General features: G+C 63.1%; 24 protein-coding genes and 1 pseudogene. 14 read left to right on the forward strand and 11 right to left on the reverse strand.

Features of this window, described 5'->3' with window-relative positions:
- Positions 1 to 591 precede the first annotated feature (591 nt).
- Positions 592 to 1293: a Crp/Fnr family transcriptional regulator gene (locus V5F48_RS11180; RefSeq protein ID WP_394258771.1), complete on the forward strand. Its 702-nt coding sequence runs from the start codon at positions 592 to 594 to the stop codon at positions 1291 to 1293.
- Between the two features lie 94 nt (positions 1294 to 1387).
- Here V5F48_RS11180 and V5F48_RS11185 read toward each other — a convergent pair whose 3' ends face one another.
- From V5F48_RS11185 to V5F48_RS11195, 3 genes are all read right to left on the reverse strand, one after another.
- A complete protein-coding gene (locus tag V5F48_RS11185) occupies positions 1388 to 3157 on the reverse strand; it encodes a glycosyltransferase family protein (RefSeq protein ID WP_394258772.1) in 1770 nt (589 codons plus the stop codon).
- Positions 3042 to 3911, reverse strand: a complete 870-nt coding sequence (locus tag V5F48_RS11190) for a hypothetical protein (RefSeq protein WP_394258773.1) — start codon at positions 3909 to 3911, stop codon at positions 3042 to 3044. The genes V5F48_RS11185 and V5F48_RS11190 overlap by 116 nt, the downstream gene beginning before the upstream one ends.
- 99 nt (positions 3912 to 4010) lie before the next feature.
- Complete coding sequence (locus V5F48_RS11195; RefSeq protein ID WP_394258774.1) at positions 4011 to 4343, reverse strand: hypothetical protein; 333 nt, start codon at positions 4341 to 4343, stop codon at positions 4011 to 4013.
- Between the two features lie 409 nt (positions 4344 to 4752).
- Here V5F48_RS11195 and V5F48_RS11200 point away from each other — a divergent pair.
- Positions 4753 to 4839: pseudogene (locus tag V5F48_RS11200) on the forward strand (catalase); the annotation flags it as partial.
- Positions 4840 to 4900: 61 nt separating this feature from the next.
- Positions 4901 to 6934 (forward strand): YgiQ family radical SAM protein, encoded by a 2034-nt coding sequence (locus tag V5F48_RS11205; protein ID WP_394258775.1) that lies wholly within the window; start codon positions 4901 to 4903, stop codon positions 6932 to 6934.
- Between the two features lie 23 nt (positions 6935 to 6957).
- Here V5F48_RS11205 and V5F48_RS11210 read toward each other — a convergent pair whose 3' ends face one another.
- The gene (locus tag V5F48_RS11210; RefSeq protein ID WP_394258776.1) at positions 6958 to 8121 is read right to left on the reverse strand and encodes an extracellular catalytic domain type 1 short-chain-length polyhydroxyalkanoate depolymerase; all 1164 of its coding nucleotides are present in this window, start codon (positions 8119 to 8121) and stop codon (positions 6958 to 6960) included.
- A 213-nt stretch (positions 8122 to 8334) separates the two neighbouring features.
- On the opposite strand from V5F48_RS11210, the gene V5F48_RS11215 reads away from it, so the two are divergent.
- The gene (locus tag V5F48_RS11215; protein ID WP_394258777.1) at positions 8335 to 8760 is read left to right on the forward strand and encodes a PAS domain-containing protein; all 426 of its coding nucleotides are present in this window, start codon (positions 8335 to 8337) and stop codon (positions 8758 to 8760) included.
- A gap of 50 nt (positions 8761 to 8810) precedes the next feature.
- Entirely contained in the window at positions 8811 to 9053 is a 243-nt protein-coding gene (locus tag V5F48_RS11220; RefSeq protein ID WP_394258778.1) for a hypothetical protein, read from the forward strand.
- A gap of 149 nt (positions 9054 to 9202) precedes the next feature.
- On the opposite strand, the gene V5F48_RS11225 is transcribed toward V5F48_RS11220, so the two are convergent.
- From V5F48_RS11225 to V5F48_RS11235, 3 genes are all read right to left on the reverse strand, one after another.
- A complete protein-coding gene (locus V5F48_RS11225) occupies positions 9203 to 9688 on the reverse strand; it encodes a DUF1269 domain-containing protein (protein WP_394258779.1) in 486 nt (161 codons plus the stop codon).
- 49 nt (positions 9689 to 9737) lie between these two features.
- Entirely contained in the window at positions 9738 to 9890 is a 153-nt protein-coding gene (locus V5F48_RS11230; protein WP_394258818.1) for a transposase, read from the reverse strand.
- Positions 9891 to 10482: 592 nt separating this feature from the next.
- On the reverse strand, positions 10483 to 10653 hold the full coding sequence (locus V5F48_RS11235) for a hypothetical protein (RefSeq protein WP_394258780.1): 171 nt from the start codon (positions 10651 to 10653) through the stop codon (positions 10483 to 10485).
- 293 nt (positions 10654 to 10946) lie between these two features.
- Between V5F48_RS11235 and V5F48_RS11240 the strand changes: the two genes are divergently transcribed.
- The 6 genes from V5F48_RS11240 (at position 10947) to V5F48_RS11265 (ending at position 17280) form a co-directional block, all read left to right on the forward strand.
- The gene (locus V5F48_RS11240) at positions 10947 to 11657 is read left to right on the forward strand and encodes a L,D-transpeptidase (RefSeq protein ID WP_394258781.1); all 711 of its coding nucleotides are present in this window, start codon (positions 10947 to 10949) and stop codon (positions 11655 to 11657) included.
- Positions 11658 to 11962: 305 nt separating this feature from the next.
- On the forward strand, positions 11963 to 12256 hold the full coding sequence (locus V5F48_RS11245; RefSeq protein ID WP_394258819.1) for a hypothetical protein: 294 nt from the start codon (positions 11963 to 11965) through the stop codon (positions 12254 to 12256).
- A gap of 459 nt (positions 12257 to 12715) precedes the next feature.
- Complete coding sequence (locus V5F48_RS11250) at positions 12716 to 14104, forward strand: ComEC/Rec2 family competence protein (protein WP_394258782.1); 1389 nt, start codon at positions 12716 to 12718, stop codon at positions 14102 to 14104.
- 34 nt (positions 14105 to 14138) lie between these two features.
- Complete coding sequence (locus V5F48_RS11255) at positions 14139 to 14336, forward strand: hypothetical protein (protein ID WP_394258783.1); 198 nt, start codon at positions 14139 to 14141, stop codon at positions 14334 to 14336.
- Between the two features lie 3 nt (positions 14337 to 14339).
- The gene (locus V5F48_RS11260; RefSeq protein ID WP_394258784.1) at positions 14340 to 16073 is read left to right on the forward strand and encodes a gluzincin family metallopeptidase; all 1734 of its coding nucleotides are present in this window, start codon (positions 14340 to 14342) and stop codon (positions 16071 to 16073) included.
- A 1-nt stretch (position 16074) separates the two neighbouring features.
- Entirely contained in the window at positions 16075 to 17280 is a 1206-nt protein-coding gene (locus V5F48_RS11265; RefSeq protein ID WP_394258785.1) for a ComEC/Rec2 family competence protein, read from the forward strand.
- A 527-nt stretch (positions 17281 to 17807) separates the two neighbouring features.
- Here the strand turns inward: V5F48_RS11265 and V5F48_RS11270 are convergent.
- The 4 genes from V5F48_RS11270 to V5F48_RS11285 form a co-directional block, all read right to left on the reverse strand.
- Positions 17808 to 18587 (reverse strand): anti-sigma factor family protein, encoded by a 780-nt coding sequence (locus V5F48_RS11270; RefSeq protein ID WP_394258786.1) that lies wholly within the window; start codon positions 18585 to 18587, stop codon positions 17808 to 17810.
- Positions 18584 to 19114: an RNA polymerase sigma factor gene (locus V5F48_RS11275; protein WP_394258787.1), complete on the reverse strand. Its 531-nt coding sequence runs from the start codon at positions 19112 to 19114 to the stop codon at positions 18584 to 18586. The genes V5F48_RS11270 and V5F48_RS11275 overlap by 4 nt, the downstream gene beginning before the upstream one ends.
- A 74-nt stretch (positions 19115 to 19188) precedes the next feature.
- Positions 19189 to 20646 carry a YncE family protein gene (locus V5F48_RS11280; protein ID WP_394258788.1) on the reverse strand — a complete coding sequence of 486 codons (1458 nt, stop codon included), beginning with the start codon at positions 20644 to 20646 and terminating at the stop codon, positions 19189 to 19191.
- Between the two features lie 12 nt (positions 20647 to 20658).
- Positions 20659 to 21162, reverse strand: a complete 504-nt coding sequence (locus V5F48_RS11285) for a DUF305 domain-containing protein (protein ID WP_394258789.1) — start codon at positions 21160 to 21162, stop codon at positions 20659 to 20661.
- A 221-nt stretch (positions 21163 to 21383) separates the two neighbouring features.
- Here V5F48_RS11285 and V5F48_RS11290 point away from each other — a divergent pair, with 221 nt between their 5' ends.
- The 3 genes from V5F48_RS11290 to copD all read left to right on the forward strand — a co-directional run bounded on the left by V5F48_RS11290 (position 21384) and on the right by copD (position 23161).
- Positions 21384 to 21809 carry a nuclear transport factor 2 family protein gene (locus tag V5F48_RS11290; protein ID WP_394111002.1) on the forward strand — a complete coding sequence of 142 codons (426 nt, stop codon included), beginning with the start codon at positions 21384 to 21386 and terminating at the stop codon, positions 21807 to 21809.
- Positions 21810 to 21911: 102 nt separating this feature from the next.
- Complete coding sequence (gene copC / locus V5F48_RS11295) at positions 21912 to 22280, forward strand: copper homeostasis periplasmic binding protein CopC (RefSeq protein WP_394258790.1); 369 nt, start codon at positions 21912 to 21914, stop codon at positions 22278 to 22280.
- The gene (gene copD, locus V5F48_RS11300) at positions 22277 to 23161 is read left to right on the forward strand and encodes a copper homeostasis membrane protein CopD (RefSeq protein WP_394258791.1); all 885 of its coding nucleotides are present in this window, start codon (positions 22277 to 22279) and stop codon (positions 23159 to 23161) included. Before copC ends, copD begins: the two co-directional genes overlap by 4 nt.
- Positions 23162 to 23423: the final 262 nt, after the last annotated feature.

Genomic DNA, 23423 nt, shown 5'->3' on the forward strand with positions numbered 1-23423 from the left:
ATGCTCGCGATGACATATTATTTTCTAGCACATCAACGTTCACAATGGCAGCAAATCGGATAAACTCATTGACTCTCATCAAACGGATCGATTCCGATGGCTTCGCCAAGGCGGCGAGCGCGGGGGACTGAGCGAAACCCTCGCGGCGCCGACAGACGTGCAACGTCACCCCAATACCTCGACATTCAGCGCCGCATTTCAGGACCAAGGTCTCCCGGCCTTTGGGACATTCGCGCCCATTTTGCAGCCCGCACCATGATAACGATTTTCGGGCGTGATCGGGCCGTCGAATCGGCCGCTGCTCAACAATGAGTCCAGCTTCAACCTACCGCCAAGGTAGAGTTACACTGCCTCTTGACTGCTTGATCGCGCCCAAAATCAGATCACCTATCAATCAAGGTGGGTCGACGCTTGACGCAAAATAATACATTCTACCCTCAGAAGCCTTATGCTCCACCGAATCACCCGTCTGCCGCGGAAGCTCAAACAGCGATCGAGGAAGCACCGAATTTAACTTCGATGTGCTAAAATTAATACCCTTCAAAAAACACGATCGAGACGTATAAATTTGATCGAAGAGAGCGATGCGATATGAAAAATGCGACCAAAATATCATTTGATGTGGCTGAATTTCTTTCGAAAATCGGGGATGGTCGCAGCATAAACTCGTATCAGAAAGCGAGTGTTGTTTTTGTGCAGGGATCACCGGCGGACTCCGTCTTCTACATCCAAAGCGGAAAAGTGAAGATCGCCGTCGTATCGGAACAGGGGCGGGAAGCCGTTGTGGCCATTCTCGGAGCAGGAGACTTTTTCGGCGAAGGATGCCTCGCGGGGCAGTTGCTCCGCATGGCGACCGTCACGACAATGGCAGCATCGGTCATATTACGCCTGGAAAAGCAATCCATTGTTCGCATTCTGAAAGATGAGCCTGAATTTTCCAGCCTATTCATATCACATCTTTTGTCTAGAAACATCCGAATTGAAGAAGACCTCATCGATCAATTGTTCAATTCAAGCGAAAAACGCCTTGCCAGACTTCTTTTAATTTTGGCAAATTTCGGGAAAGATGAAAAGCCAGAGCCCATCTTCGCCAAAATCAGCCACGAGACCCTGGCGGAGATGATCGGAACGACGCGCTCTCGGGTCAGCTTTTTCATGAACAAATTCCGCAAGCTCGGATTTATTGAATACAATGGAACTATTGAGGTGCACAAATCTCTTTTAAATGTCGTACTCCTTGATAATCCCCATATAAGAGATCGCCATTTCAGAGAAGAAGAAACAGATGAATAGAATATATATTATGTACTACACATAATTAAGAATGATTATATCATAAAAATGAACATGGAAAATAGCATTATAAACGGCAGCTATACTCAAGTTTTCAGATAGGGCGAATCGCCGCTCCGGGATGAACCTCAGCCGCGTTTTCCAATCCCGACGCCCCATGCGGCAGGCTTTCAGCCCCCTGTGGCCAGGGTGTCACGCTCTCCAGCAGATATCTGACCTGCTTAATTTCGCCCGCAATGGGGGGATTACCCGCCTCGCCGCGCACGATATAGCCGTAGACCTGCCGATTATCCAGATATTGCGGGATGCAAAGCCTGCGTGCGCTTTCGGAGAATACCACGTACGGATGGCGCGCGGTCCCATCCTCGCAGGAGAGGCCCTCCAGCACATCGGTGCGGACAAGATAGCAGCCGTTGACAACCGGCTGTTCCAGAATCCCGCGCACCTGACGGCCGAGGACCAGAGAATAGAGATCGCAAGCCTGGTAGTATCCGTTCGCATCAATCTGCGAATGATAGTTTGAATAGGGATCGGCCGGCTCCACCGAGCGCAGGAAGGGAGCGACAATCGGCAGATCGAGCGCCACCAGTTCCCGCAGCGTGCAGGGCCGGACAAAGTGGCCGATGTCGGCGATGAAGCTGAAATCGCAAGCCTTTTCCATGGCGCGGCCCAGGCTGGCGTTGCGGATCTGCCCGAGAATCCGCGCCCGTTCCATGCGCTGCTCATGGGCCCCGAGCGGACTGATGCGCGCCTCCACATCGTCGCATTCAAACTCCACTCCGGCATAGAGTTCGCCGTTCCGTTCGACCCATTCGCGCAGGAGACGCTCGCTTCCATCCGTGCTGCCGCAGGTATGGATATGAAGCACAATGGCCGATTTCGGATAGTCCAGCGCCTCGATGCGCTCCAGATACAGGGGCAGAAGCGCCTCCTTCTGGTCCGCAAGGATGGCGACGAGCACGCGCGGCACCCCTTCCAGGCGGGACCGGAGCGGCCGCGGCGGCCGCAGGGCGTGCTGCTCGGCAAGGCTTTCGGTGCCGCGGCCGCCCCAATCGGGATCCTTCGGCAATCCCTCGCTTGCGAGCCGGGCATTTTCCACCACCCGCGCCATGTCTGCGGCCGAAAGCTTCGCTGTGGCGAGAATCTTCAGGCTTGCATCGAGGCTGTCCCGCTTACGCCCGCAATGATACGCATTGACGGAAAATTCGTCCAACAGCCCGTTTTCGTAAATCCATGATTCGACGAACAAACCTCCTGTCGGCAAAGGGATCGTCAATCCCCGCCGGGCGATGTCATAGCCCTCCTGGTGGCGCCCCTTATGGCGGCAGAACCGGCTGGCATTGTGCAGGGCTTCGGCGCGCGTGGGCAGCGCATCGCTGGCGCGAAGGTAGGCGTCGATGACCTCCCGCTCCGGGCGTCCAAGCTGCTCCTTCAGCTGCGCAGCCGCATAAAGGCTGATGAAGACCTCCTCCTGCCAGAACCCAAGTTCAGCCCGGAGCAGGTAGTTCTCCAATGCCTTCTCCCGATCCGCGCAATCACGGTAACTTTGCGCCAGGTAGAATCGGTAGCGTGCGAGCATGAATGGATTTGTCTCAATCTGTAGCGCGGCTTCCAGAACCGCCACATCACGCCGATATGTTTTCGGATCCTTGCGGCGCGCGCCGTCATTGTTGCGCCGCATCGTGATGGCCGACAGCCGCCCGTGCGGGGCAGCCCCCTCGCAGGTGAGGTATTCGTGCAGCACCCCTTCATAGCGCCATGGCAGCGCGCTGCGCACCAATTGCGGGCGCTGGTAGACGATGGTGGCGTCGTTGATCGTAACCCGTTTCTCCGATACCGGTGGCGCCGGTCGCACCCGTTTCACCGGTGGCACCCGTGACGCCGGTTGCTCCGGTCGCACCGGTTTCACCAGTAGCGCCAGTGGCACCCGTTTCTCCGATACCCGTGGCGCCGGTCGCGCCCGTGGCGCCGGTCGCACCTGTTTCACCGGTGGCACCCGTGGCACCCGTGGCACCCGTGGCGCCGGTCGCTCCCGTTTCTCCAATACCGGTGGCGCCGGTCGCGCCCGTTTCACCGGTGGCACCCGTGACGCCGGTTGCTCCGGTCGCACCTGTTTCACCAGTAGCGCCCGTGGCACCCGTTGCGCCGGTCGCACCCGTTTCTCCGATACCGGTGGCGCCGGTCGCGCCCGTGGCGCCGGTCGCACCTGTTTCACCGGTGGCACCAGTGACGCCTGTTGCGCCGGTCGCTCCCGTTTCACCGGTGGCACCCGTGACGCCCGTGGCGCCGGTCGCACCTGTTTCACCCGTGGCGCCCGTGGCGCCGACTGGCGTGACTTCAGTGACAGTATAAATACCGTTGAGGGAAGGATCGACCCCTAGGGTCTGAACCGTTCCGGCCTGATTGTACACGACCACATTTGCCGGATCAAAGCCATCCGGCAGGTAGATGAGAGCGGAGTAGGACGCCAGCCCGACATTGGGGCCATCCTGAGCATCGTTCGCGGCAGTCGTATTGGATGCGCTTCCCAAAAGCGTAAATGTTCCGGCATTGTTGTAGTATATGAACATAGTCGTTCCGGAAACGTCACGACCCTGCACTTGAACTAGCTCGCTCATGGCGTTGACTCCTTTTGTGTTCCATCATTATTTGCCAGACGTCACACGCCAACATTGAGCTAACGTTGATGGTATCCGCCGATGGCCGATGTGGGAAACTCACGCCGCAGGAGCGGCGGAAGCAGAGATCGCTGCAGGCCGATAGCCCACGCCGGGCGAACATTGCATTATGCTGATATCCGGCAGAATGCTTTTGCCATCCTTATCGTGTGTTACAACGATACTGGAAGCGGAACAGTCAGGCGGAAGCATAAATACGACGCAAAACTGCCCAACCCGGATTCCGGGGGGCGCACCACTGGCGGCGGTGACCACATGTCCCGATCCCACGAGAATACGGTTCTCCTGATCATGAACACGACACCAGACAAATACGATATTTGCGCTGTCGTGGGGATCGAGACCCGACACTCGGTAAAATGTGCCCTTCATTTTGGAAACCTCCGTGATGTTGTCGCGAATAACGCTCGTTTCACGTCGTCTGATCGCATTCGCAATACACGCTGGACGATAGAGTGCAGATCGCGAAAGCGTCCGATGCGACGACAGCTTTCGGGCCTGGAAGCGTCCTATTTAGACAACGCTAGGCCTCTTCCTTACGATTTCTGTGCAGATTTGCTCACACGGAGAGAAAGTAGATATATATTTGCGCATGGCGGTAGCATTTACCCGCGCACGCATTTTGCGAAACTCGCGAGACCAGCGGACATGCCAGATTGCACCGGTGAATACCTCCAGCTGCTCCGGAGATACCAATGATCCTTGAGCTTGGCTGGTCCCTGAGCTTGGCTGGTCCCTGAGCTTGGCTGGTCCCTGAGCCTGGCTGGTCCTTGAGCCTGGCTCCACCGCTGCGGGCTCCAACGGCTCGTTCGACCTTGCCCGCGACGTGCGCGGATTAGCGGTGAAGGTCCATACCAAGGAGGGCAACTTGAACGCGACGACCTGCCGTGAGTTGAATTCGCTGCAGTGGAGCCTTATGCGTGGACGCCATGGACACCCGAGCCGACGCCGCAAAGCCCTTGAGTTCCCTGCCCTGCCACCGGCCCCAGGACGGCACGGCAGCGCCGTTCCTGCCCATGAGCCGCGCCGAGATGACGGCGCTCGGCTGGGACGCCTGCGACATCGTGCTGGTGACCGGCGACGCCTATGTGGATCATCCAAGCTTCGGCATGGCCATCATCGGCAGGCTGCTTGAAGCCCAGGGCTTCCGGGTCGGCATCATCGCGCAGCCCGACTGGCAGTCGGCGGAGCCGTTCAAGGCGCTGGGCAAGCCGGCCCTGTTCTTCGGTGTCACCGGCGGCAACATGGATTCCATGGTCAACCGCTACACGGCGGACCGCCGGCTGCGCCACGACGACGCCTATACCCCCGGCGGTGAGGGCGGCCGGCGGCCGGATCGCTGCACCATCGTCTACACGCAACGCTGCCGCGAGGCATTCAAGGATGTGCCGATCGTGCTCGGCGGTATCGAGGCATCCCTGCGCCGCATCGCACATTTCGACTATTGGTCCGAGAAGGTGCGCCGCTCGATCCTGGCGGACGCCAAGGCGGATCTGCTCGTCTACGGCAACGCCGAGCGCGCCATCGTGGAGGTGGCGAACCGCCTCGCCGCCGGTGAGGCGCCGCGGGATATCAACGATGTCCGCGGCGTCGCGCTGTTCCGCAGGGTGCCCGAGACCTTCACCGAGCTCCACGCCGATGATCTCGACTCCGCCGATGAGGGGGCGGCCCGTCGACCCGGCGATGTGGTCATCCGGCTGCCGGCCTATGAGCAGGTGGAAGAGGACAAGGAAGCCTATGCCCGCGCCTCGCGCGTGCTGCACCGGGAGGCCAATCCCGGCAATGCGCGACCGCTGGTCCAGCGTCACGGCGACCGCGACCTGTGGCTGAACCCGCCGCCGATCCCGCTGACCAGCGCCGAGATGGACGCGGTCTACGACCTGCCCTACGCCCGCGCGCCGCATCCCTCCTACGGCGATGCGAAGATCCCGGCCTGGGACATGATCAAGTTCTCGGTGACCATCATGCGCGGCTGCTTCGGCGGCTGCACCTTCTGCTCCATCACCGAGCACGAGGGCCGCATCATCCAGAACCGCTCGGAGGGCTCGATCCTGCGCGAGATCGAGCAGATCCGGGACCGGACACCGGGGTTCACGGGCGTAATCTCGGACATCGGCGGGCCAACCGCCAACATGTACCGGATGGCCTGCAAGGATCCCAAGATCGAGGCGGCGTGCCGGCTGCCGTCCTGCGTCTTTCCCGACATCTGCCCGAACCTGAACACCTCGCACGACGAGCTGATCCGGCTCTATCGCAAGGTGCGCGAGGTGGAGGGCGTCAAGAAGGTGATGGTCGCCTCCGGCGTGCGCTATGACCTAGCGGTGAAGAGCCCCGAATATATCAAGGAGCTGGTGAGCCATCACGTCGGCGGCTATCTGAAGATCGCGCCTGAACACACCGAGCGCGGCCCGCTCGAAAAGATGATGAAGCCGGGCATCGGCACCTATGACCGCTTCAAGGAGATGTTCGACGCCGCGGTGAAGCAGGCCGGCAAGAAATATTACCTCATTCCGTATTTCATCGCGGCGCATCCGGGCACGACCGACGAGGATATGATGAACCTCGCGCTCTGGCTCAAGAAGAACCGCTATCGCGCCGATCAGGTGCAGACATTCCTGCCGTCTCCCATGGCCACGGCCACGGCCATGTACCATACCGGTATCAATCCGCTCCGCGGCGTGCGGCACGGGGGGAGCGACACGGTGGTGACTGCCAAGGGCCTTCGGCAGCGCCGGCTACACAAGGCGTTCCTGCGCTACCACGATCCCGAAAACTGGCCGCTGCTGCGCGAGGCGCTGAAGCAGATGGGCCGCGCCGATCTGATCGGCGGGCGCCCCGACCAACTCGTGCCGGCTCACCAGCCGCCCGGCACAGGCAAGGCCGCCGGCACGCGGCGCCCCGTGCGCGGCACCGGCGGGACGCAGCGCTTCACCACCAAGGGCGTGCCTCTGCGCACCAAGTGAACGGTCACACGCGGGAGGATGCCCTACCGCATCAATCCGGCCGCGCGAAGGGCAGTCTCGATGGTCTTCTGGACCCCAAAGACATCTGGCATGGACTGCGTCGTGCGCGGGTCGAGGGGATGCGCCTCATCCAGCGGACGATCGGTGCCGAAGGTGCGGACGGCCGGCACCGACACGGCGGTCGGCTGCTCCTGTACGGGCAACGGCACCGAGCCCGCGACCGCTGGCTCCTGCGCGCTCGCTATGCCCCAGAACCGGGCGATCTCCCGCGTGGACGAGATTCCCACGTCGAGCATGTAGGGCCCTGCCACGCCCAGATCCGCGCTCAGCGGCGTGCCGTGGCCCATGGCCGCGATGGTATTCAGCTCGATCACGGCTTCTCCCTGGGTGTTGGCCCAGATGCGCCGTGAGTGCCCGCCGGACTGATCCGACTGCGTCGGGAGTTCATCCAGATCCTGCGCGCTCCGCCACTGCGCGGCGATCGTTTCGGCGTTGGAAGGGACGACGGTCATATCGGCCGATCCGTGCCAGATGGCGATTTTCGGCCAGGGTCCGGGATGAGCGGATGCCTCGCGCACCAGCGACCCGAGCGCCTCGTCGGACACCGAACCGGCGCCGCGCATGAGATCGAACGCCTCCGGCACCGTCGTCGCAAGGCCAAAGGGGAGCCCCGCGATGATGCCGCCGCCGGCAAAGACTTCGGGATAGGTCGCGAGCATGGCCGCGGCCATTGCGCCCCCTGCGGACAGGCCGGTGATGAAGATCCGGCTCCGGTCGAGCCCGTGGGTTTCGACCATCGTCTCGATCATCTGGCGCACGGAAAGCACCTCGCCTGCATCGCGCCGCGTATCGTGGGGCACGAACCAGTTGAAGCACAGGTTGGGATTGTTGCCGCCGTGCTGCTCCGGGTAGAGCAGCGCAAAACCTGCCTCGTCGGCCAGTTGCGACCAGCCGGACCGATGGTCATATGCCGCCGCAGTCTGGCTGCAGCCATGCAGCACGACGACCAGCGGCGCACCCTGCGGGAGATTGGGGGGAAGGTAGAAGCGCGACGTCAACCCGCCCGGATTTGATCCGAATCCGGTGAGGGTGGAGAGCCGATCGGGCGCATGCTCACCGGGAAGGTGAGCGCCGTGCTGCCTGCGCAATGCGGCGAGACGAGCGATAGTGTCAGACATTGTACGCATGGGAGCCATCCTTATGGTGGTGCCCGGGGATTAGACAGCCAACTCACCAACGCGCTGGCGACGGCTTGGTTGCTGCAGTGCAGCAATTATGCACCAACCACCGGTGTGGCGATAGGCCCAGAGCACGCGCCGATCAGATTGCATCGCAATCCGATCGGATAACGCGTTCTGTATCTTAGGGTTAGAGGGCGATCCGATCGGGTCGCGCGCCATATGACCGAGCGGTTCACGGCGGAGGAGCGCTTCGAGCGGACTTTCAATGCAAACCCTGCCCCCGCCATCATCTGCCGCCTGTCGGACCTGCGCTATGTCAAGGTGAACCAGGGCTTCCTGGAAATGACCGGCTATGTCCGCGAGGACATCATCGGCCGCTCCACCTATGAGGTCGACGTGCTGGAAGGCGCGGCAAATAAGGAAGCGGCCATCGCCAGCCTGCGCGAAGGACGAACCATCCCACAGACGGAAGCAACGCTGCGCCTTCCGGACGGCAGCGCCCAGTCCGTCATGGTTGCCGGTCAGCCCATCGAGCTCGGCAAAGAAAACTGCATGCTCTTCACCTTCATGGATATGGGGCCGCGCAAGAAGGCGGAAGACGCCCTGCGCCAGAGCGAGGAGCGTTCGCCCGCTCCTTCCGCCTGACACCCGTCCCGACCCTCCTCTCCACGCTTGACGGCCTCCGGTTGCTTGACGTGAACGATGCCTTCGTCTCGGTGCTCGGCTACACCGAGGAGGAGGCGGTGGGCCGTACCGGTCCGGAGCTTCCCATCTGGGTGAGTGCCCTGCCCGCCGGCTTCGGCATCGATGGCGGCCAAGGTCTCGGCATGCGGCTGATCCGCTCCGTGCTCGGCCAGTTCGGTGGGGTGATGTCGGTGACGCCGGGGTCCGGCGCCACCTTTGTGATCGAAATGCCGCGTCGGTCCTCGGCGATGTAGGGCCACATCGCAAGGCGCGCCTCGTCCGCATTCCGCGAGGGGTCACACGGCCTACGGCATCTTGCCCTTGGCCAACGCCCGGAGCGCGATCCGGGCAAATGCGCGACCTGCCCGGTGAGCCGCCCTTGAACTTAAGGAGAGTGCAGGCGCTATGCGCCCTTGAGGGCGGCCTGGAGCTTCTCTTCCTGCTCGGTGGAGAGGCTGGTCTGGAGCACGGTGCCACCGAACTTGGCCATGTCGGCGACCACCTTGTCCGCAGTCACCTTGCCGACGAGAACGCAAAGCGCGGCCTGGTTGGGGCCGAGTGCCGAGCTGGCCTGCTTGATGAAGTCGTCATTGATGCCCACGTCGGTGAATTTTCCGGCGAGGGCGCCGGCACCGGCGCCGATGGCCATGCCCAGCAGCGGGTTCAGGAAGATCAGCCCGACGAGGCCGCCCCAAAGACCGCCGGACGCCGCGCCTGCGAGAGTCGTATTCACCAGCTGGTGCAGCTTGATGGAGCCGTCGTCCTGCCGAACGGCGATCACGGCGTCGCCCAGCTCGATCAGATATTCCTTCTGGAGCTTCAGCAGCTCCTGACGCGCGGCCTCCGCTTTGGCCTCAGACTCATAGGCAATGATAACAAGGTCGGCCATGTCACTCTCCAAGGCAGTGCATTCGGGTTCGCATACGACCCGCCGCACGTCATACAGAGCATGTGCGTACAATACGCAACCCCGTCGATGCCGAGAAAAACGCGCGCCAGGGCGAGCCGGTACGCGTGGCCCATAAGACCGCGTCGAGCACCCTGCGATGATCGCAGGGCGGGCGACCGCCCTGCGCGCCGCTCTCAAGCAGGAACGGCGCGAAGAACTATAGTTGACTTCCAAAATGTCCGACTGCGCTACGTCCAGTAGATATAGGCACATCGTGCCATTTCGATTATTCGTGCGTAACATTAATTCAACATCGAAATGAAATTATTAGTTTGAAATATAGATATAAACATTATAAATAAACCTGCCGCGTTCAATCCGATAATTATTAACGCCATAATCACACCTCTATTGACGTTCTGAAATTCTGGATCTTTTTGCGACGCCCTGTCATAACTGCGATCAAACCGCGACACAAATTTATCCCATGAAAAATATATGTAATACATATAAATTGTCATAATAAAAAGCATAATAGGTGGCAAAAATAGATATTGTTCTATAGATACAGATTTATTTCCATTTGGCAATTTCACTTCTAAAAATTCTTTGTAGTTTATGTTGTACGACATTATTGAATAAAATATAGATATAAAAAGAAATAACGTATTTATTGCGCATGCTATTTTAATCCACAATATTTTATATCTTTTATTTCCATTTTGTATCATGTTTCATTCCATAGAAATTAAGTATTTTTTAATATATACTTTTGTTAGATGAGTTCTGTCTCATCACCTCTCCCTCCCGGCATCATGCCAGTACCTGATCTGCGGCAACAGCAGGAACGCGATGATCCGCCGTTGCCCGGTCTTGATCTCCGCCGTCACCGCCATGCCGGGCTCGATGGTTCGCCAGCCCTGCTTGGTGTCCAGGCCGTCCTCACGCACCGTGATGTGGGCCACATGGGCCGGCTGGCGCGCCTGCCGCTCGCGCCCCCCGGGCGGCCGGGCGGATGAGCCGGGGCGCCACGGGCCTGACTGATGCCATGATCTGCATGTTTTTGTCGATGCCAGAGCGACCTTGAGACTGCGGGACCGCGCGGATGCTCACCGGCTTTGGCGCGCGGCAAGCCCCGCGTTGCGAAGCGCGAGCTTGCCAGTCGACGCGTGAGCCGGCATACACCCGCTCAGCAAGACGCCCAGCGGGTGCCGGAGTAATATTTCGTCGGACAACAAGACATGGGAACTGCCAGATCATGATCATGGACGGTGAGAATGCCGCGGCCGGCGAAATCGACGAGGTCGCCTTCCCTGGGCTTCGGGCGGGATCGCTCAGCCGCCGGTCGTTTCTGTTCGGCTCTGCCATCGGTCTCGGTGCGCTGGGGCTGGCCGGTTGCGCGTCATCCGATGGCATGAGCCTTGCCGAGGCGGAGAAGGTCTACGGGCCGGTGCCCACCGAGAAATTCCCGATCCCGGCGGTCGATGTCAAAAAGGTCAATCCGAAATATTTCCGCCGGACAGTGAGTTACGACACCAAGGAAGCGCCCGGTACGATTATCGTCGATCCCGGCAATTACTACGTCTACCGCGTCGAGGATGATGGCTCCGCCACCCGCTATGGGGCCAATGTCGGCCGCGCCGGGTTCCTGTGGAGCGGTGACGCTTATGTCGGGCGCAAGAGCGAATGGGCGACCTGGACACCGCCCAAAGAGATGATCCAGCGCCAGCCCGAGGCGGCCAAATACGCCCGCGGCATGCCGGGCGGCCTCGACAATCCCCTCGGTGCCCGCACGCTTCATCTCTATCAGAACGGCACCTACACGCTCTATACGATCTACGCCACCAGCGATCCCGAGTCGATCGGCAGTGGCGTCACGAGCGGCTGTGTCGGCCTCCTCAGCCAGGACATGATAGACCTGTACTCACGAACGCCGGTCAAAACAAAGGTGGTCGTCCTGCCGGCATAGCAACGATCGTTCGTCGCCGCGTTCACCGCTTTCCTCGGCCGGGCGGATTCGGCGATCGGATGGCCCGCATCACCACGCCCGAATGCCGGCCCGTGCGCCCACTGATCCGGCTCGATGAGGGGAACCTCCCCGTGGGTCATGGCGTGTCGCAGTGATCGACCTCTGGTCCAGCAGTACCAGCCATAGGGACAAACGTTGGCCGAGCCGCCCATTGCCTGAGCGTCCGCCTGCGCCATGATGGAGGGCGCGCTTATCCGACCATCCTCCCTCTTCCTGGGCCGCCCATGCAGCACATTCTCACGGCCATTTCCGCCCTCGACCCGCTCATCGCGCTCGGCGTCTTCATCGCCACGGCGGCGACAGATGCCTGCTACGTGGCCTTCACATCGGCCGTGGTGGCGCGCAAGCGGCTTTCTGCCGCCAACTGGTCGAGCGTCTGGTACATGCTCTCGTCCTTCGCCGTGATCAGCTACACGGAGAACTGGATGTACGTGGTCTTCGCGGCGGTGGGGTCCTGGGTCGGCGCGTTCCTGTCGCTGACTCTGCTGCATCGCCCCGGAAAGGTGCCGGCGCCGGTCGGCTCCTCCCCTCCGGAGTAGCGTTGCTCGGGACCGGAGGGGCGGAGCGCTCACGAGGAGCAACCAACATGATCCAGGTAACGCGATGGGTCCGCGGTGCAATCGGGAGCGATTATCTTCAATGTATCGCCCGGAAACACGCTCATTTCGACACCAGGTCACCCATTTGGGGGACGCCAGATCTCGAGGGATAGCTAATATCAATGGCCCGTGAGCTTGACTCATGGGCCATTGGTCAAGCCCGCGCGGCGCTTGAGCGTACCCACTTGGCATCGGTCGAAGACCGAGGCCGATGGTATAAGTTGAGTGAAAGAGGGGGCTGAGTTCATCCCACTCAAGAATCCGGGCCCGCAAGAATCCGGGCTCGATCGAAGGCCCAACAGCTCGCGGCACCCAAGTGGGACGCCGCGTTGCGCCGGTCCGGTCCATACGGGTAGCGGCGGGTAAGTGCGTTGATCAGTTCAGCTTTGCGAGGCGAATATGGTCGAGCATCCGCGAGATGGCGGCATCCATCCCTTCTTTGGTGAACCGACCGGGCCGTTCGAGCCGCCGCGGCGCGTCTATGCCCGCTGGATCGAGGGGGAAGAGGGTGACTTCGCCCTGTTCGACGCCGTCGATGCCACCTCTTTCCACCACCTGTATGCCGATGTTGAGCGCGCCGACCGCGCCCCATGGCGCGAGCAAGTCAAAGCCGCGCAGATCTACGCCATAGAGGTCAATCCGGCCATCTCCGGCGATGCCGCCTTGGCATGGCTCGAAAAGTACGGGCCGGAGCCGATGCCGGGCTGGCTGGACATCGCGATCGCCCCGGATCCGGGAGGCCCGGCCGCCGCCTACAACACCATCACCGGTGAGCCGGCGCGCGTCGATATCAGCATCAGGCGTGCGTCGGAAGAGATGGCCGTGATCCTCGATGAGGCCTCTGATCTGACCGAATTTGCAGTCGAAGACGGCGTTATCAGCACAGCTCTGGGTTCTTTGGCCATCGACCAGGTGTTCGTGCTGGACGTGGGGCAGGGTTCGGCCAACGCGCTTCTTTCGAACCAAGGTAACGTCGTCGCTTATGTGGATCTCGGCGGCGGCGTGCAGAACGATACGGGCACCTGGCCTCCCGCGCTCACCGGCCTGTGCCTGTGCCACAGCCCGCCGGTCATTCTTACCCATTGGCACTATGACCATTTCGATGCCGCGAACCGCGTTTCGGCCGCGCAGGCGCTAACCTGGATCGCGCCGCTGCAGCAGCTCTCGACGGGCCCTCAGTTTGCCATGGCCGCGGGCATCGCGACCCAAAGCAAGCTCCTGCTCTGGAATGCGGCACCCGGCACGATCCTTTCGTCAGGCAACCTGCGCCTCGAACGCTGCGACGGTCCGGCCGGCGACCAGAACCGCACCGGCATCGCCGTCTGGGTGGACGGATCGGCGTCCGCCGGTCCGATGCTGCTTCCCGGCGATGCCGGATACCTGGATATCAACAGCCTGACCAATGGGATGGGCGTGACGGCCCTTGCCGTTGCGCACCATGGTGGCCGCGCCGCGGGTAGCCCACCGTCGCCCTCAATCCCGGGAGGGAGTCGAGCCGCCTTCTCCTATGGCTACAACAACAGCTACCGCCATCCGCTGTCGCGCACCATCGTTGCCAGCGGCGGGACCGTCTCCCCCGCGCTCACCGCCCTCACAACCGCCGGCTGGGTGATCGGCTATCCCACGGCGAGCGTCGACGAGCGCCGCACCGAGGACCGCAGGAGCAGCTACGGCGCACCCAGCAGCCCCGGCGGGAGCGGGCTCGGCCACATCCGGCTGAGCTGGCCGGGGAGCAATCATGCTCCGTTCACGTGCAACTGCGGCGCGCCGTTCGAACCGACGCAATGACCGGGGCGCCGGGTCTTCATTCGGGGGACCGCACATGAAAGACGTCGTGCTGGCGCCGGGGGACATGGGGAGCATCCTGACGACGCCGGACAAGGAGGAGGTCTGGCCGCCCACCATCATCGAAGCCCTCGGCCGTTACGGCCGCACCGACAAGCTGCTCCGCGACGATCTCGAGGTGGGCGGGGTCATCCACAAGGTCGCCCGAAGCGGGCGGCGGACACCGGGAGGATGAACCATGCCACAGCCGGGCGACAACACCATCGTGATGCTGAAATACCTCGATTCCGACCCCGGTCATGCCCCGCCGGACGCGCGCACCCTGATGCAGGGATGGAAATTCACCCCCGAGGAACCGCTGCTCGATGGGCCGGTGTCGCGCCGTGTGGCGGTGATCGATTTCGATCCGGTGACCGGCGCGGGCGCGGCGGGCGCGAAGTTCGTGCCGCCGAAGGACCGGGCGTTCGGCTATTACCAGATCGCCGACGAGCGCGACGTGGATTCGGCCGGTTTCAAGCAGGTCAGCGTCTTCACCGCGGTGCTGAAGATGATGGACATCTTCGAGGCGCCGGATGTGCTCGGCCGCAAGCTCAGATGGGCCTTCGACGGCGAGCAGCTTCTCGTGGTGCCGCGCGCGGGCAAGATGCCCAACGCCTTCTACCACCGGGATTCCCGCAGCCTGCAATTCTTCTTCATCGACGATCCAGCCGCCGCCGGCAAGACCGTCTACACCTGCCTGTCGCCGGACATCGTCGCCCACGAGACAACCCACGCCATCCTCGATGGCATCGCCCCCGACCTCTACAACGCCACCTCGCCCCAGTCCCTCGCCATGCACGAGGCCATCGCCGATCTCGGCGCGGTCATGCTCGCGGTGGACACCGACCGCCTCAAGAAAAAGGTGATGGCCGAGACCCGCGGCGACATCCGCAAGGCCGAGGCCTTCAACAGCATCGCCCAGCAGTTCGGCGCGGCGCTCTACGGCGCAGGCCGGCCGCTGCGCGACCTCTTCAACAAGATGGTTATGCCGGTACCAAGTGACCGCGCGCGCAACGAGCCCCACACGCTCAGCACCGTGCTCACCGGCGCGCTCTACGCTCTTCTCGTCTGCGAATACGAGGAGATCCAGCAGGAGGACTTCGAGAAAAAGCGCGCCGTGGAACAGGCGTCCCGCGCCGAGAAGGGCTTGCCGGCGCCGGACGCGGCAGAAGAGGCGGACTTTCGCTTCTCCGTCTCGGGGTTCGCCTTGTTCAAGGCGAGCGAGAAGTTCAAGCGCATCGCCTTCCGTGCCCTCGACTATTTGCCGCCGGGCGAGATCTGCTTCGCCGATTATGGCCGGGCCATGGTGGCCGCGGACACCCATTCCAACCCCGATGACAGCGAGCCGCGCGATTTCATCAAGGCCGAATTCGCGCGCCGCGGGATGGTGGCGGATCCGGCATCGCTCGAACCCGTCGATCCCGGCTTCACGCTGCCGCAGGATCTCGACCTCGATCTGCTCGTGCGCAGCGACTGGGCGGCCTACCGCTTCGCCGAGGAGTGGCGCGACAAGCTCCTGATCCCCGCGGGCCTGCCCTTCGAGGTGCGCCCGCGGCTGGACGTCACCCGCACCACCTGGCGCAAGGGCGGGGCGGAGGGATTGACGCGGGCGCTGCTGTTCAAGGTCGCCTGGCAGACGGTGCAGGCCGTCCCGCGATATGGCGACCTGTTCCAGGAGTTCGCGGTGGCCCGGGGCACCATGCTCGCGATCGACTGGCAGACCCGCAAGGTGGCCTGCCTGCTGTCCACGAGCGACTTTCATCCCTCGCAGGTGGATGCCTCCACCTCCAGCAACAATGCCATGCGGGCCACCTTCATCGAGGCCGGCCTTGAGGACGGCGTGCTGGAGCTCGGCTCCCCGAACGTCCAGATCCAGAACGGCATCCTGCGCATCAGGGCCATGGGCCAGATGCTGCACATGATGGGGCATTGAGATGACGGGCGATCTCAGGGTGCGGATCTACAACGTGCTGTTCGGCGACGCGATCCTCCTGACCATTCCGGAGGTCGGCGCCGGGGGCGAGGAGGCCCTCGTCCATGTGCTGATCGATCTCGGCAATGCCCTTGCCGGGGAGGCCGGGCGTGACGAGGTGTTCGCCCCGGTCCTGCGCAACATCCGCGACGAGCTCGCCGGCGCGCCGCTCGATCTTTACGTGATGACCCACGAGCACATGGACCATGTGCAGGGCCTGCTGTTCGGCGCGCAGAAGCTCGGCATCACGCTTGAGGCGCGGGATGTCTGGATGACCGCCTCTTCCGAGGGCGACGCCTATTACGCCGACCACCCCGAAGCGCGGCGCAAGCGCCTCTTGGCCCTCGACGCTTATGAGGGGGTGGCGGCCTTCCTCGCCCTGAACGCCGTCCAGGTGCCTTCCGGCATCCAGGGGCTGCTGGAGATCAACAATCCACGGGCCACCGCCGATTGCGTCAGCCACATCAGCGCGCGCGGCGTCGGCGGCAAGGCGCCGCTCTATATCCACCGCGGCACGGACGTGGACGGCCGGCATCCCTTCCGGCGCACAAAGGTGCGGCTGCTCGCGCCCGAGGCGGACACCTCCATCTATTACGGCGCCCTTCCCCCGCGCACCGCCGGCCCGCTCATCGAAGGCGCCGGCCTGGCCACCCTCGACCCAAAGGCGATCACGCCACCGGCGGGGGTCTCCGCAGGGCATTTCTTCGACCTGGTGAAGTTCCGCTCCAGTGGGCTGATGGCCAATCTGCGGACCATCGACAAGGCTGCCAATAATTCGAGCGTGGTGATCGAGCTCGAATGGAATGGCTGGCGCCTGCTGTTTCCCGGCGACGCCGAGGAGAAGAGCTGGGAGATGATGGACCGCAACGGCGCGCTGCGGCCGGTGCATTTCCTGAAGGTGAGCCACCATGGCAGCCACAACGGAACGCCGCGCCATCAGATCGACAAGGTGCTGCCGGAGCAGGGCGATGGCCGGGACCGCATCGCCATTGTGTCCACCCACGAGGATGCCTATTCCGGCGTCCCCGACCAGGCGACGCTCAACCTGCTCGCGAGCCGCGCCGAGCTTGGCGACACGCGGATGCTCGCCAAAGGGGGCTGGTTCGATGTGCTGTTCTCAGCGGATCCACAGGCCTCACCCCGGCTGGTCGAGGGCGCACCGGACTGAACCGATCCGGCCTGGCCGGCCGCATGAGGTTTTGAGACCGTTGAGCCTGTGCCGAGATCCCCGTCCTTTTCGTCAAACCGGCGACGGGCAACCGCCCGACATCATATCCAGGAAAGAGCACGCGTTTTCCGTTCGTACCGGCTCACGGCAATCGCTCTAGATTCTTGTATCGACGCGTTTTCTTCACGCGAACCGGTATCCACTTCGCTCGAAAACGCTCTGAACTTCTGAGTTAACGCATTTTCTTCACGCGAACCGGTATCCACTTCGCTCGAAAACGCTCTGAATCTCTGAGTTAACGCATTTTCTTCACGCGAACCGGTATCCACTTCGCTCGAAAACGCTCTCGTGGTTCGACCGCGACAGATGGGTTCCATCTGTCGCGGTCGAACCACAACCCTTTGATCTAGTGGATCAATTTTTCGAAACGGATGGGTACCATCCGTTTCGGTGAATCGCCCTCTAAACTTAAGGAAAGAGAACGCGTTGTCCGATCAGATTGCGATGCAATCTGATCGGCGCGTGCTCTAGGCCTCGCTGCGGACCTGGCGACGCACCTCGTTCGCCAGCGGATGCAGCCGATCCGGCGCCATCGCGCCGACAAGGCTGTAGCCGAGGCCATTGTCGGCCCAGGCGAGGCCGTTGAGCTCGCCCTGCGCGTGGGGCGACATGGGCATGTCGCCGTCGCTCCGCATGGGACGAGCCTGCATCACGAGCCGCGTGCCGCGGTCGTCGTCATACATGAAAAGCGCCGCGGGTCCGTGCTCGGTCGGCACCACCCGCCCGCCCATGAGACGGTAACCTGCTGCTGCCAGGTCCGGAATGGCAACCGGGCGGCCGACGCGCTTGGCGGTCCATGCGGCGAGCGTGTCGCGGTCGCTGGCGCGGATCTCGACCGGCCGGACCTGATCGGGAACATAGGCGACATAGCTCGCCGCCGCCTCGCGCGCCAGCGCCTGCACGCCTTCGGAGGGCGGGACCGCCATGCCGCGAACCGACCAGCCGCCAAGCCCACCGACGCAGATGAGCAGAGCCGCCGCCGCGGCCATCGCCCAGCGTGGCGGCCGCTGCGGACGGTGACGGTCCTCGATCATGCGGGAGAGGTCGAGCTCGGTCGGCACGGGTTCCTCGATCACCGGCGCGAAAGCGGCGCGCAGCATGTCGCGTTGCTCGCCATAGCGGGCGATACGCCCGGCCACCTCGGGGTGGGCGTCGAGCCAGGCCCTCACCTCGACATGGCGAGCGGGGTCGAGCGTGCCGTCGATGAGGCCGTTGAGGTCGTCTTCGGTGATGGGGCGAGAGCTCATTTCACGCTCCGGAGATAAGGCGGCGAGAGGGTCGCCCGCGGCTCAGCGGACATGAGCCGCGAGAGGCGTTCGCGGGCGCGCGACAATCGCGACATCACCGTGCCGATCGGAATGTCGAGCACGCGTGCGGCATCGGCATAGGAGAGTTCCTCGACGGTGACCAGCAGGAGCACGGTGCGCTGCTCCTCCGGCAGTTGCGCCAGCGCATCGAGCAGGTCGCGGTGGCGCAGCCCGTCCTCCTGTTGCGCGGCAAAAGACAGGTTCACCGCCTCGACTTCGTCAAGCGCGACATGGACCGGCCGCTGCGTCGCGCGGCGCAGCCGCGTCATGGCGAGATTATGCAGGATGGTGAAGATCCATGCTCGCGCATCATCCTCCTGGCGCCGTTGGTGCCAGCGGCTGATGGCGCGCTCCAGGCAGTCCTGCACCAGATCATCCGCCGCCGCCCGCTCGCGCATCAGCGCGCGGGCATAACGCCGCAAGGCGGGGATGAGCGGCTCGATGAGGCACACCATCTCGTGGTTCATGGCATCTCCTTCCCGGAAGGCGGGCCTCTCGCGTGAGAGCGGCCCGCCTTCCCCTCCATCCTGGGCCAGAGGCGTCAGTCGAGCGTCTGGGACTGGACGACGGCGCCGGGCTGCGAGCTCGTCCCTTCGGCGATGACGAGATAGCGCCGCTGTGCCTTCGCATTGCTCTGCACGATCTGCCGGATGGGTCCGGTGGCGTTGACGATAGCCGAACCGGCCGGGTTGGTCATGAACGCCGAGAGCGGTTCCAGCGCTCCCTTGCCATCGGGCTGGCTGGCCAATGCCAGCACATAAGGCTTCTTCGGCATCAGCCCGGTGACGGAGGCCTGCAGGATCTGGATCAGCCCCTGATCGAACAACGAGACGCTGGTCGGAGCCTTCCCCTCTCCCTTGCCTTGCTGGCTGAGGGTGAGATGCGCGGTCTGACCCGCCACGCCGAGCGGCTGAAGGTTCTGCATGCCATCGCCCTCGGGCACCGCGCCGGGGACGTAGTTCACCGCCTGCGGCGCCTGGCCGATCGGGATGGTGGCGATCACCGTGTTGGTCAGCGTGTCGATGCCGGCGAGCGCATCGGCGTTCTCCAGCCCGACATAGACCCGCGAGCCGTCGCCCGACGGCCAGATGCCGTGAGGCAGCTTGCCGACCGGGATGGTCGCGACCTGCGAGAAATCGTCGGTGCGGAACACCTTCACCTCGTTGAGGCCGCCCACCGTAACATAGGCGAAGCTGCCATGGGCGTTATGGGCGAAATTGACGTGGTTGGTGATTGGCCCGGTGTCGATCGTCTTGATCACGTCGAAGGGCGGCTGTGCATTAAACACCTGCGTCTTGCCGATGTCCTTCAGCGTGAACCACACCTGCTTGCCATCGGGCGTCGCCGCGATGTTCGGGCAGAAGGGGCTCTCCTGCTTCACATGGCCGACGATCTGGTGGTCGGCGACCGAAATCACCACCGTCTCGGGCATGAAGGAGGAACAGACATAGCCGTATTTCCCGTCGGGCGAGAAGATCTGCATGCCCGGGCCGTTCGGCACCTTGATGCGGGTCTTCTCCTCAAAGGTCGCGCCATCGAGCACGGCGATATAGTCCTCGCCACGCACGGTCACCCAGACTTCCTTGCCGTCCGGGGTGAAGAACGCCTCATGCGGCGAACGGCCGACATAGGTGGTGTGCTTCACGGCATTGGTCGCGGTGTCAATGAAGGTGACGGCGTTTGAACCGATCGACACCACCGCGATGGTCTTGCGGTCGGGCGCGAAGCCCATGCCGTGGACGAGCACCTGCCCCTTGTAGAGCGGGCTGAAATTCCCCGGCTGCGGATCGCCGAGCCGGATGACGCCGAGGAGCTTGTTGGTCCCGGGATCGGTGACCGAGATGGTGTTGGAGAACTGTTCCGCCGCATAGACGCGGTCATGGCTGCTGACCGCGATTTCGGGCGCGGAGGCGGCGAACGGAGCTTCACCGGCGAAGGCCGGAACAGTGCAAGCCAGAATGGTGCTGGCGAGCAGCGCGGGCAGGATAGTCTTGTTCATCGCTCGTGTTTCCTATTTCGCCGGAGCGGCTGGCTGGGTCGTGAAGGCGTCGTGCGCCAGGGAGGAATTGCCGTGGGTCAGGTGAGGCTGGACCGCGGCCGGAGCAGCATCCGGCTGGGTCGGTGCCGGCGCGGAGGGAGGCAGGGGCTGGCCGAGCGCGAGCCGCATCGCGGCGATCTCCTGCTGCTGCTCGACGACGATCTCCTGCGCGAGGCGCCGCAGCTGAGGATTCTTGCCGTAGCGTAGATAGGCCACCGCCATGTCGATGGCGCCCTGATGATGCGGGATCATCATCGCAGTGAAGTCGACTTCGATATCGCCGGTCGGCTTGACCTCCATGTCAGCCATCATCTTGTCCATGGCAGCGGCGTTCTCGGCGAGGAAGGGCGATTCATCGCTGGCGGCTGCGGCCGTGCCGGCACCGTGATCGTGCTCATGTGCTCCGGCGCCGGCTCCGGTGCCGGCGAGGCATGCCGCAAGCAGCACGCCGACACAGGCGAGGTGTCGTTTTCGCATGGGATGTTCTCCGTCCGGCGCGATGGCGCCTTCAGGAAGTTGGACTCCCACCGGCGCCGATTATTCCGGGACGACACAAACTTTCTTCGGGCCTTCACATCGGCCCATCCGGCGCCCCCCGCAGCACTGGGAGAAATTCGGGGATTTAAGTTCGGCCGGGTGGAATAAATCGGTGTGGCGCGAGTCTCCTGTGTACAGGCCACATTTGGAGATACACGCACATGCGCCTTTCAGCCCTCGCCGCCACCCTCGTCCTCGTCGCCGCTTCCGGCTCGGCCGCGCTGGCGGGACCCATCGAGGATCTCGCCAAGTCGCGCATCGACGCCATTGCCAGCGGCGACCTCGCCGCCGTGACTGCCGCTTACGGCCCCGCTGCAACCCTGCACTGGGTCGGCGGCCCGCTCGACGGCACCTATGGCCAGCCGGGTAAGATCAAGGAGGTCTGGTCGAAATTCTTCGCCGCCCAGGGCACCCAGAAGGCGACCGTCGCCGCGACGGCCGAGGCAGCCAATCAAAAGGGCGGCACGGTGACAATCGATGCCACCTTCGCCGGCAAGAACACGGTCAAGGTGCGCTACGTGCTGCTCTATCGCGACGGCAAGCTGGTCGATGAGATCTGGCAGGTCAATCCCGCCGCAGCCTATTGAGGGATCAATATGCGTCGGCCGGTAGCGGCCGAGTTTCCATCATCACCAACGCGACAGGACGGCATCGCGACCAGCGCCGGCCTGTCGTCGAGGACCCAGAACATGAAATGTCCCATCACCCCCGCGCTCGCGCTCGCCATCTGCCTCCTGTCGGCAAGCGGCGCGTTCGCACATGCCCATCTGGCGGCGGAGACCCCCTCCGCCGACGATGTGATCGCTGGGTCGCCGGCCACCCTGTCGCTCAGCTTCTCGGAGGGGCTCGAGGTCGGTCTCAGTGGCGTCACTCTCAAGGGAGCCGATGGCCAACCCATCCCGACCGGCGCGGTCTCGCTCGCGCCCGGCGACAACAAGCAGATGAGCGTTCCGCTTAACGGCCCGCTCGCCGCCGGCGAATATACCGTCGAATGGCATGCGCTCTCGAAGGACGGCCACACCACCCACGGTTCCTACCAGTTCACCGTAAGGCCGTGATCGCGCCGGAGACCGGACTGGCTCTCTGCCGGCTGCTCTTCTCCGCCGCGGCGATCATCGTATATGGCGCGGGATGCTTCTTCGCCGTCGTTGCGCCGCCGCGATTGGGCCTGGAGATCAGCACTGCGACGGGCGCTGGCATCAGGGTTGCCAGCGTCGTCGCGTTCGCGGCGAGCCTTTGCTGGCTGCCGATCGAAGCCGCCGTCATCGGTGGCGGCTGGCCCTCGGCCATCGACGGCTCGACGCTGTCGGTGCTCGCCTTCGACACGATGATCGGTACCGCCTGGATGGTTCGCGTCAGTCTCGCGCTGCTGACCGCAGCTGTCTTCGTTGCTCGACCGCGCGCGAACCGAAGACAGGCCGTGCTCGCCGCCATGCTGCTCGCAAGCCTTGCTCTCTCCGGCCACGCCGAGATGAACGAAGGCGCACGGAGGACGCTCCATATTCTCAATCACGGCCTGCATCTGCTGTCGGGTGGCTTCTGGCTCGGGTTGCTCATCATGCTGCCGCCCTGTCTGTCGCGATTGCGGGATCCTGTGCTTGGCGCGGAGGCGAGGACGGCGTTACGCCGCTTTTCGCTGGCAGGCCATGTTGCCGTTGCTCTGGTCATTGCGACCGGGATCGTCAACACCGCGCTCATCCTCGGTCGATGGCCGGACGATCCGACCTCGCCCTATCAGCGCTTGCTCGACGTCAAGATCATCCTCGTCCTTGCGATGACCAGCCTTGCAGTTCTCAACCGGTATGTTTTCGTGCCGCGCCTTAAAACCCAGCACGATCGCGCTGTTGCAAGCATTCGCACCGGTACCCTTATCGAGATCGCACTCGGCGCCGGAGTATTGGCGCTAGTTGCCGTCTTCGGCCTGATGGACCCACGCTGACACACTCGCTGCCTAGACAGCCTTGCGTCGATTCCATTGAAAAAGCCGCCGTTGCCGCGCGCCTTCGCCGGCACGATCCCCGGCCGCCAGCCCAGACCACAAATCCCCATGGCACCGCGACGACCGCGACCGTCGCACTCGTCGCACCGCGGTTTCCTCCCTTGGGGGCTTTCCGACGCCGGCCCGCGCGTTCGTCACCACCCTCAAAGCGGATGGTCGCGACGGTGTCGCCGTCGAACCCGAGCAAATCAGCTCCTCTGCC

The sequence above is a fragment of the Xanthobacter autotrophicus ATCC 700552 genome (assembly GCF_043194565.1).
Classification (GTDB): domain Bacteria; phylum Pseudomonadota; class Alphaproteobacteria; order Rhizobiales; family Xanthobacteraceae; genus Xanthobacter; species Xanthobacter autotrophicus_F.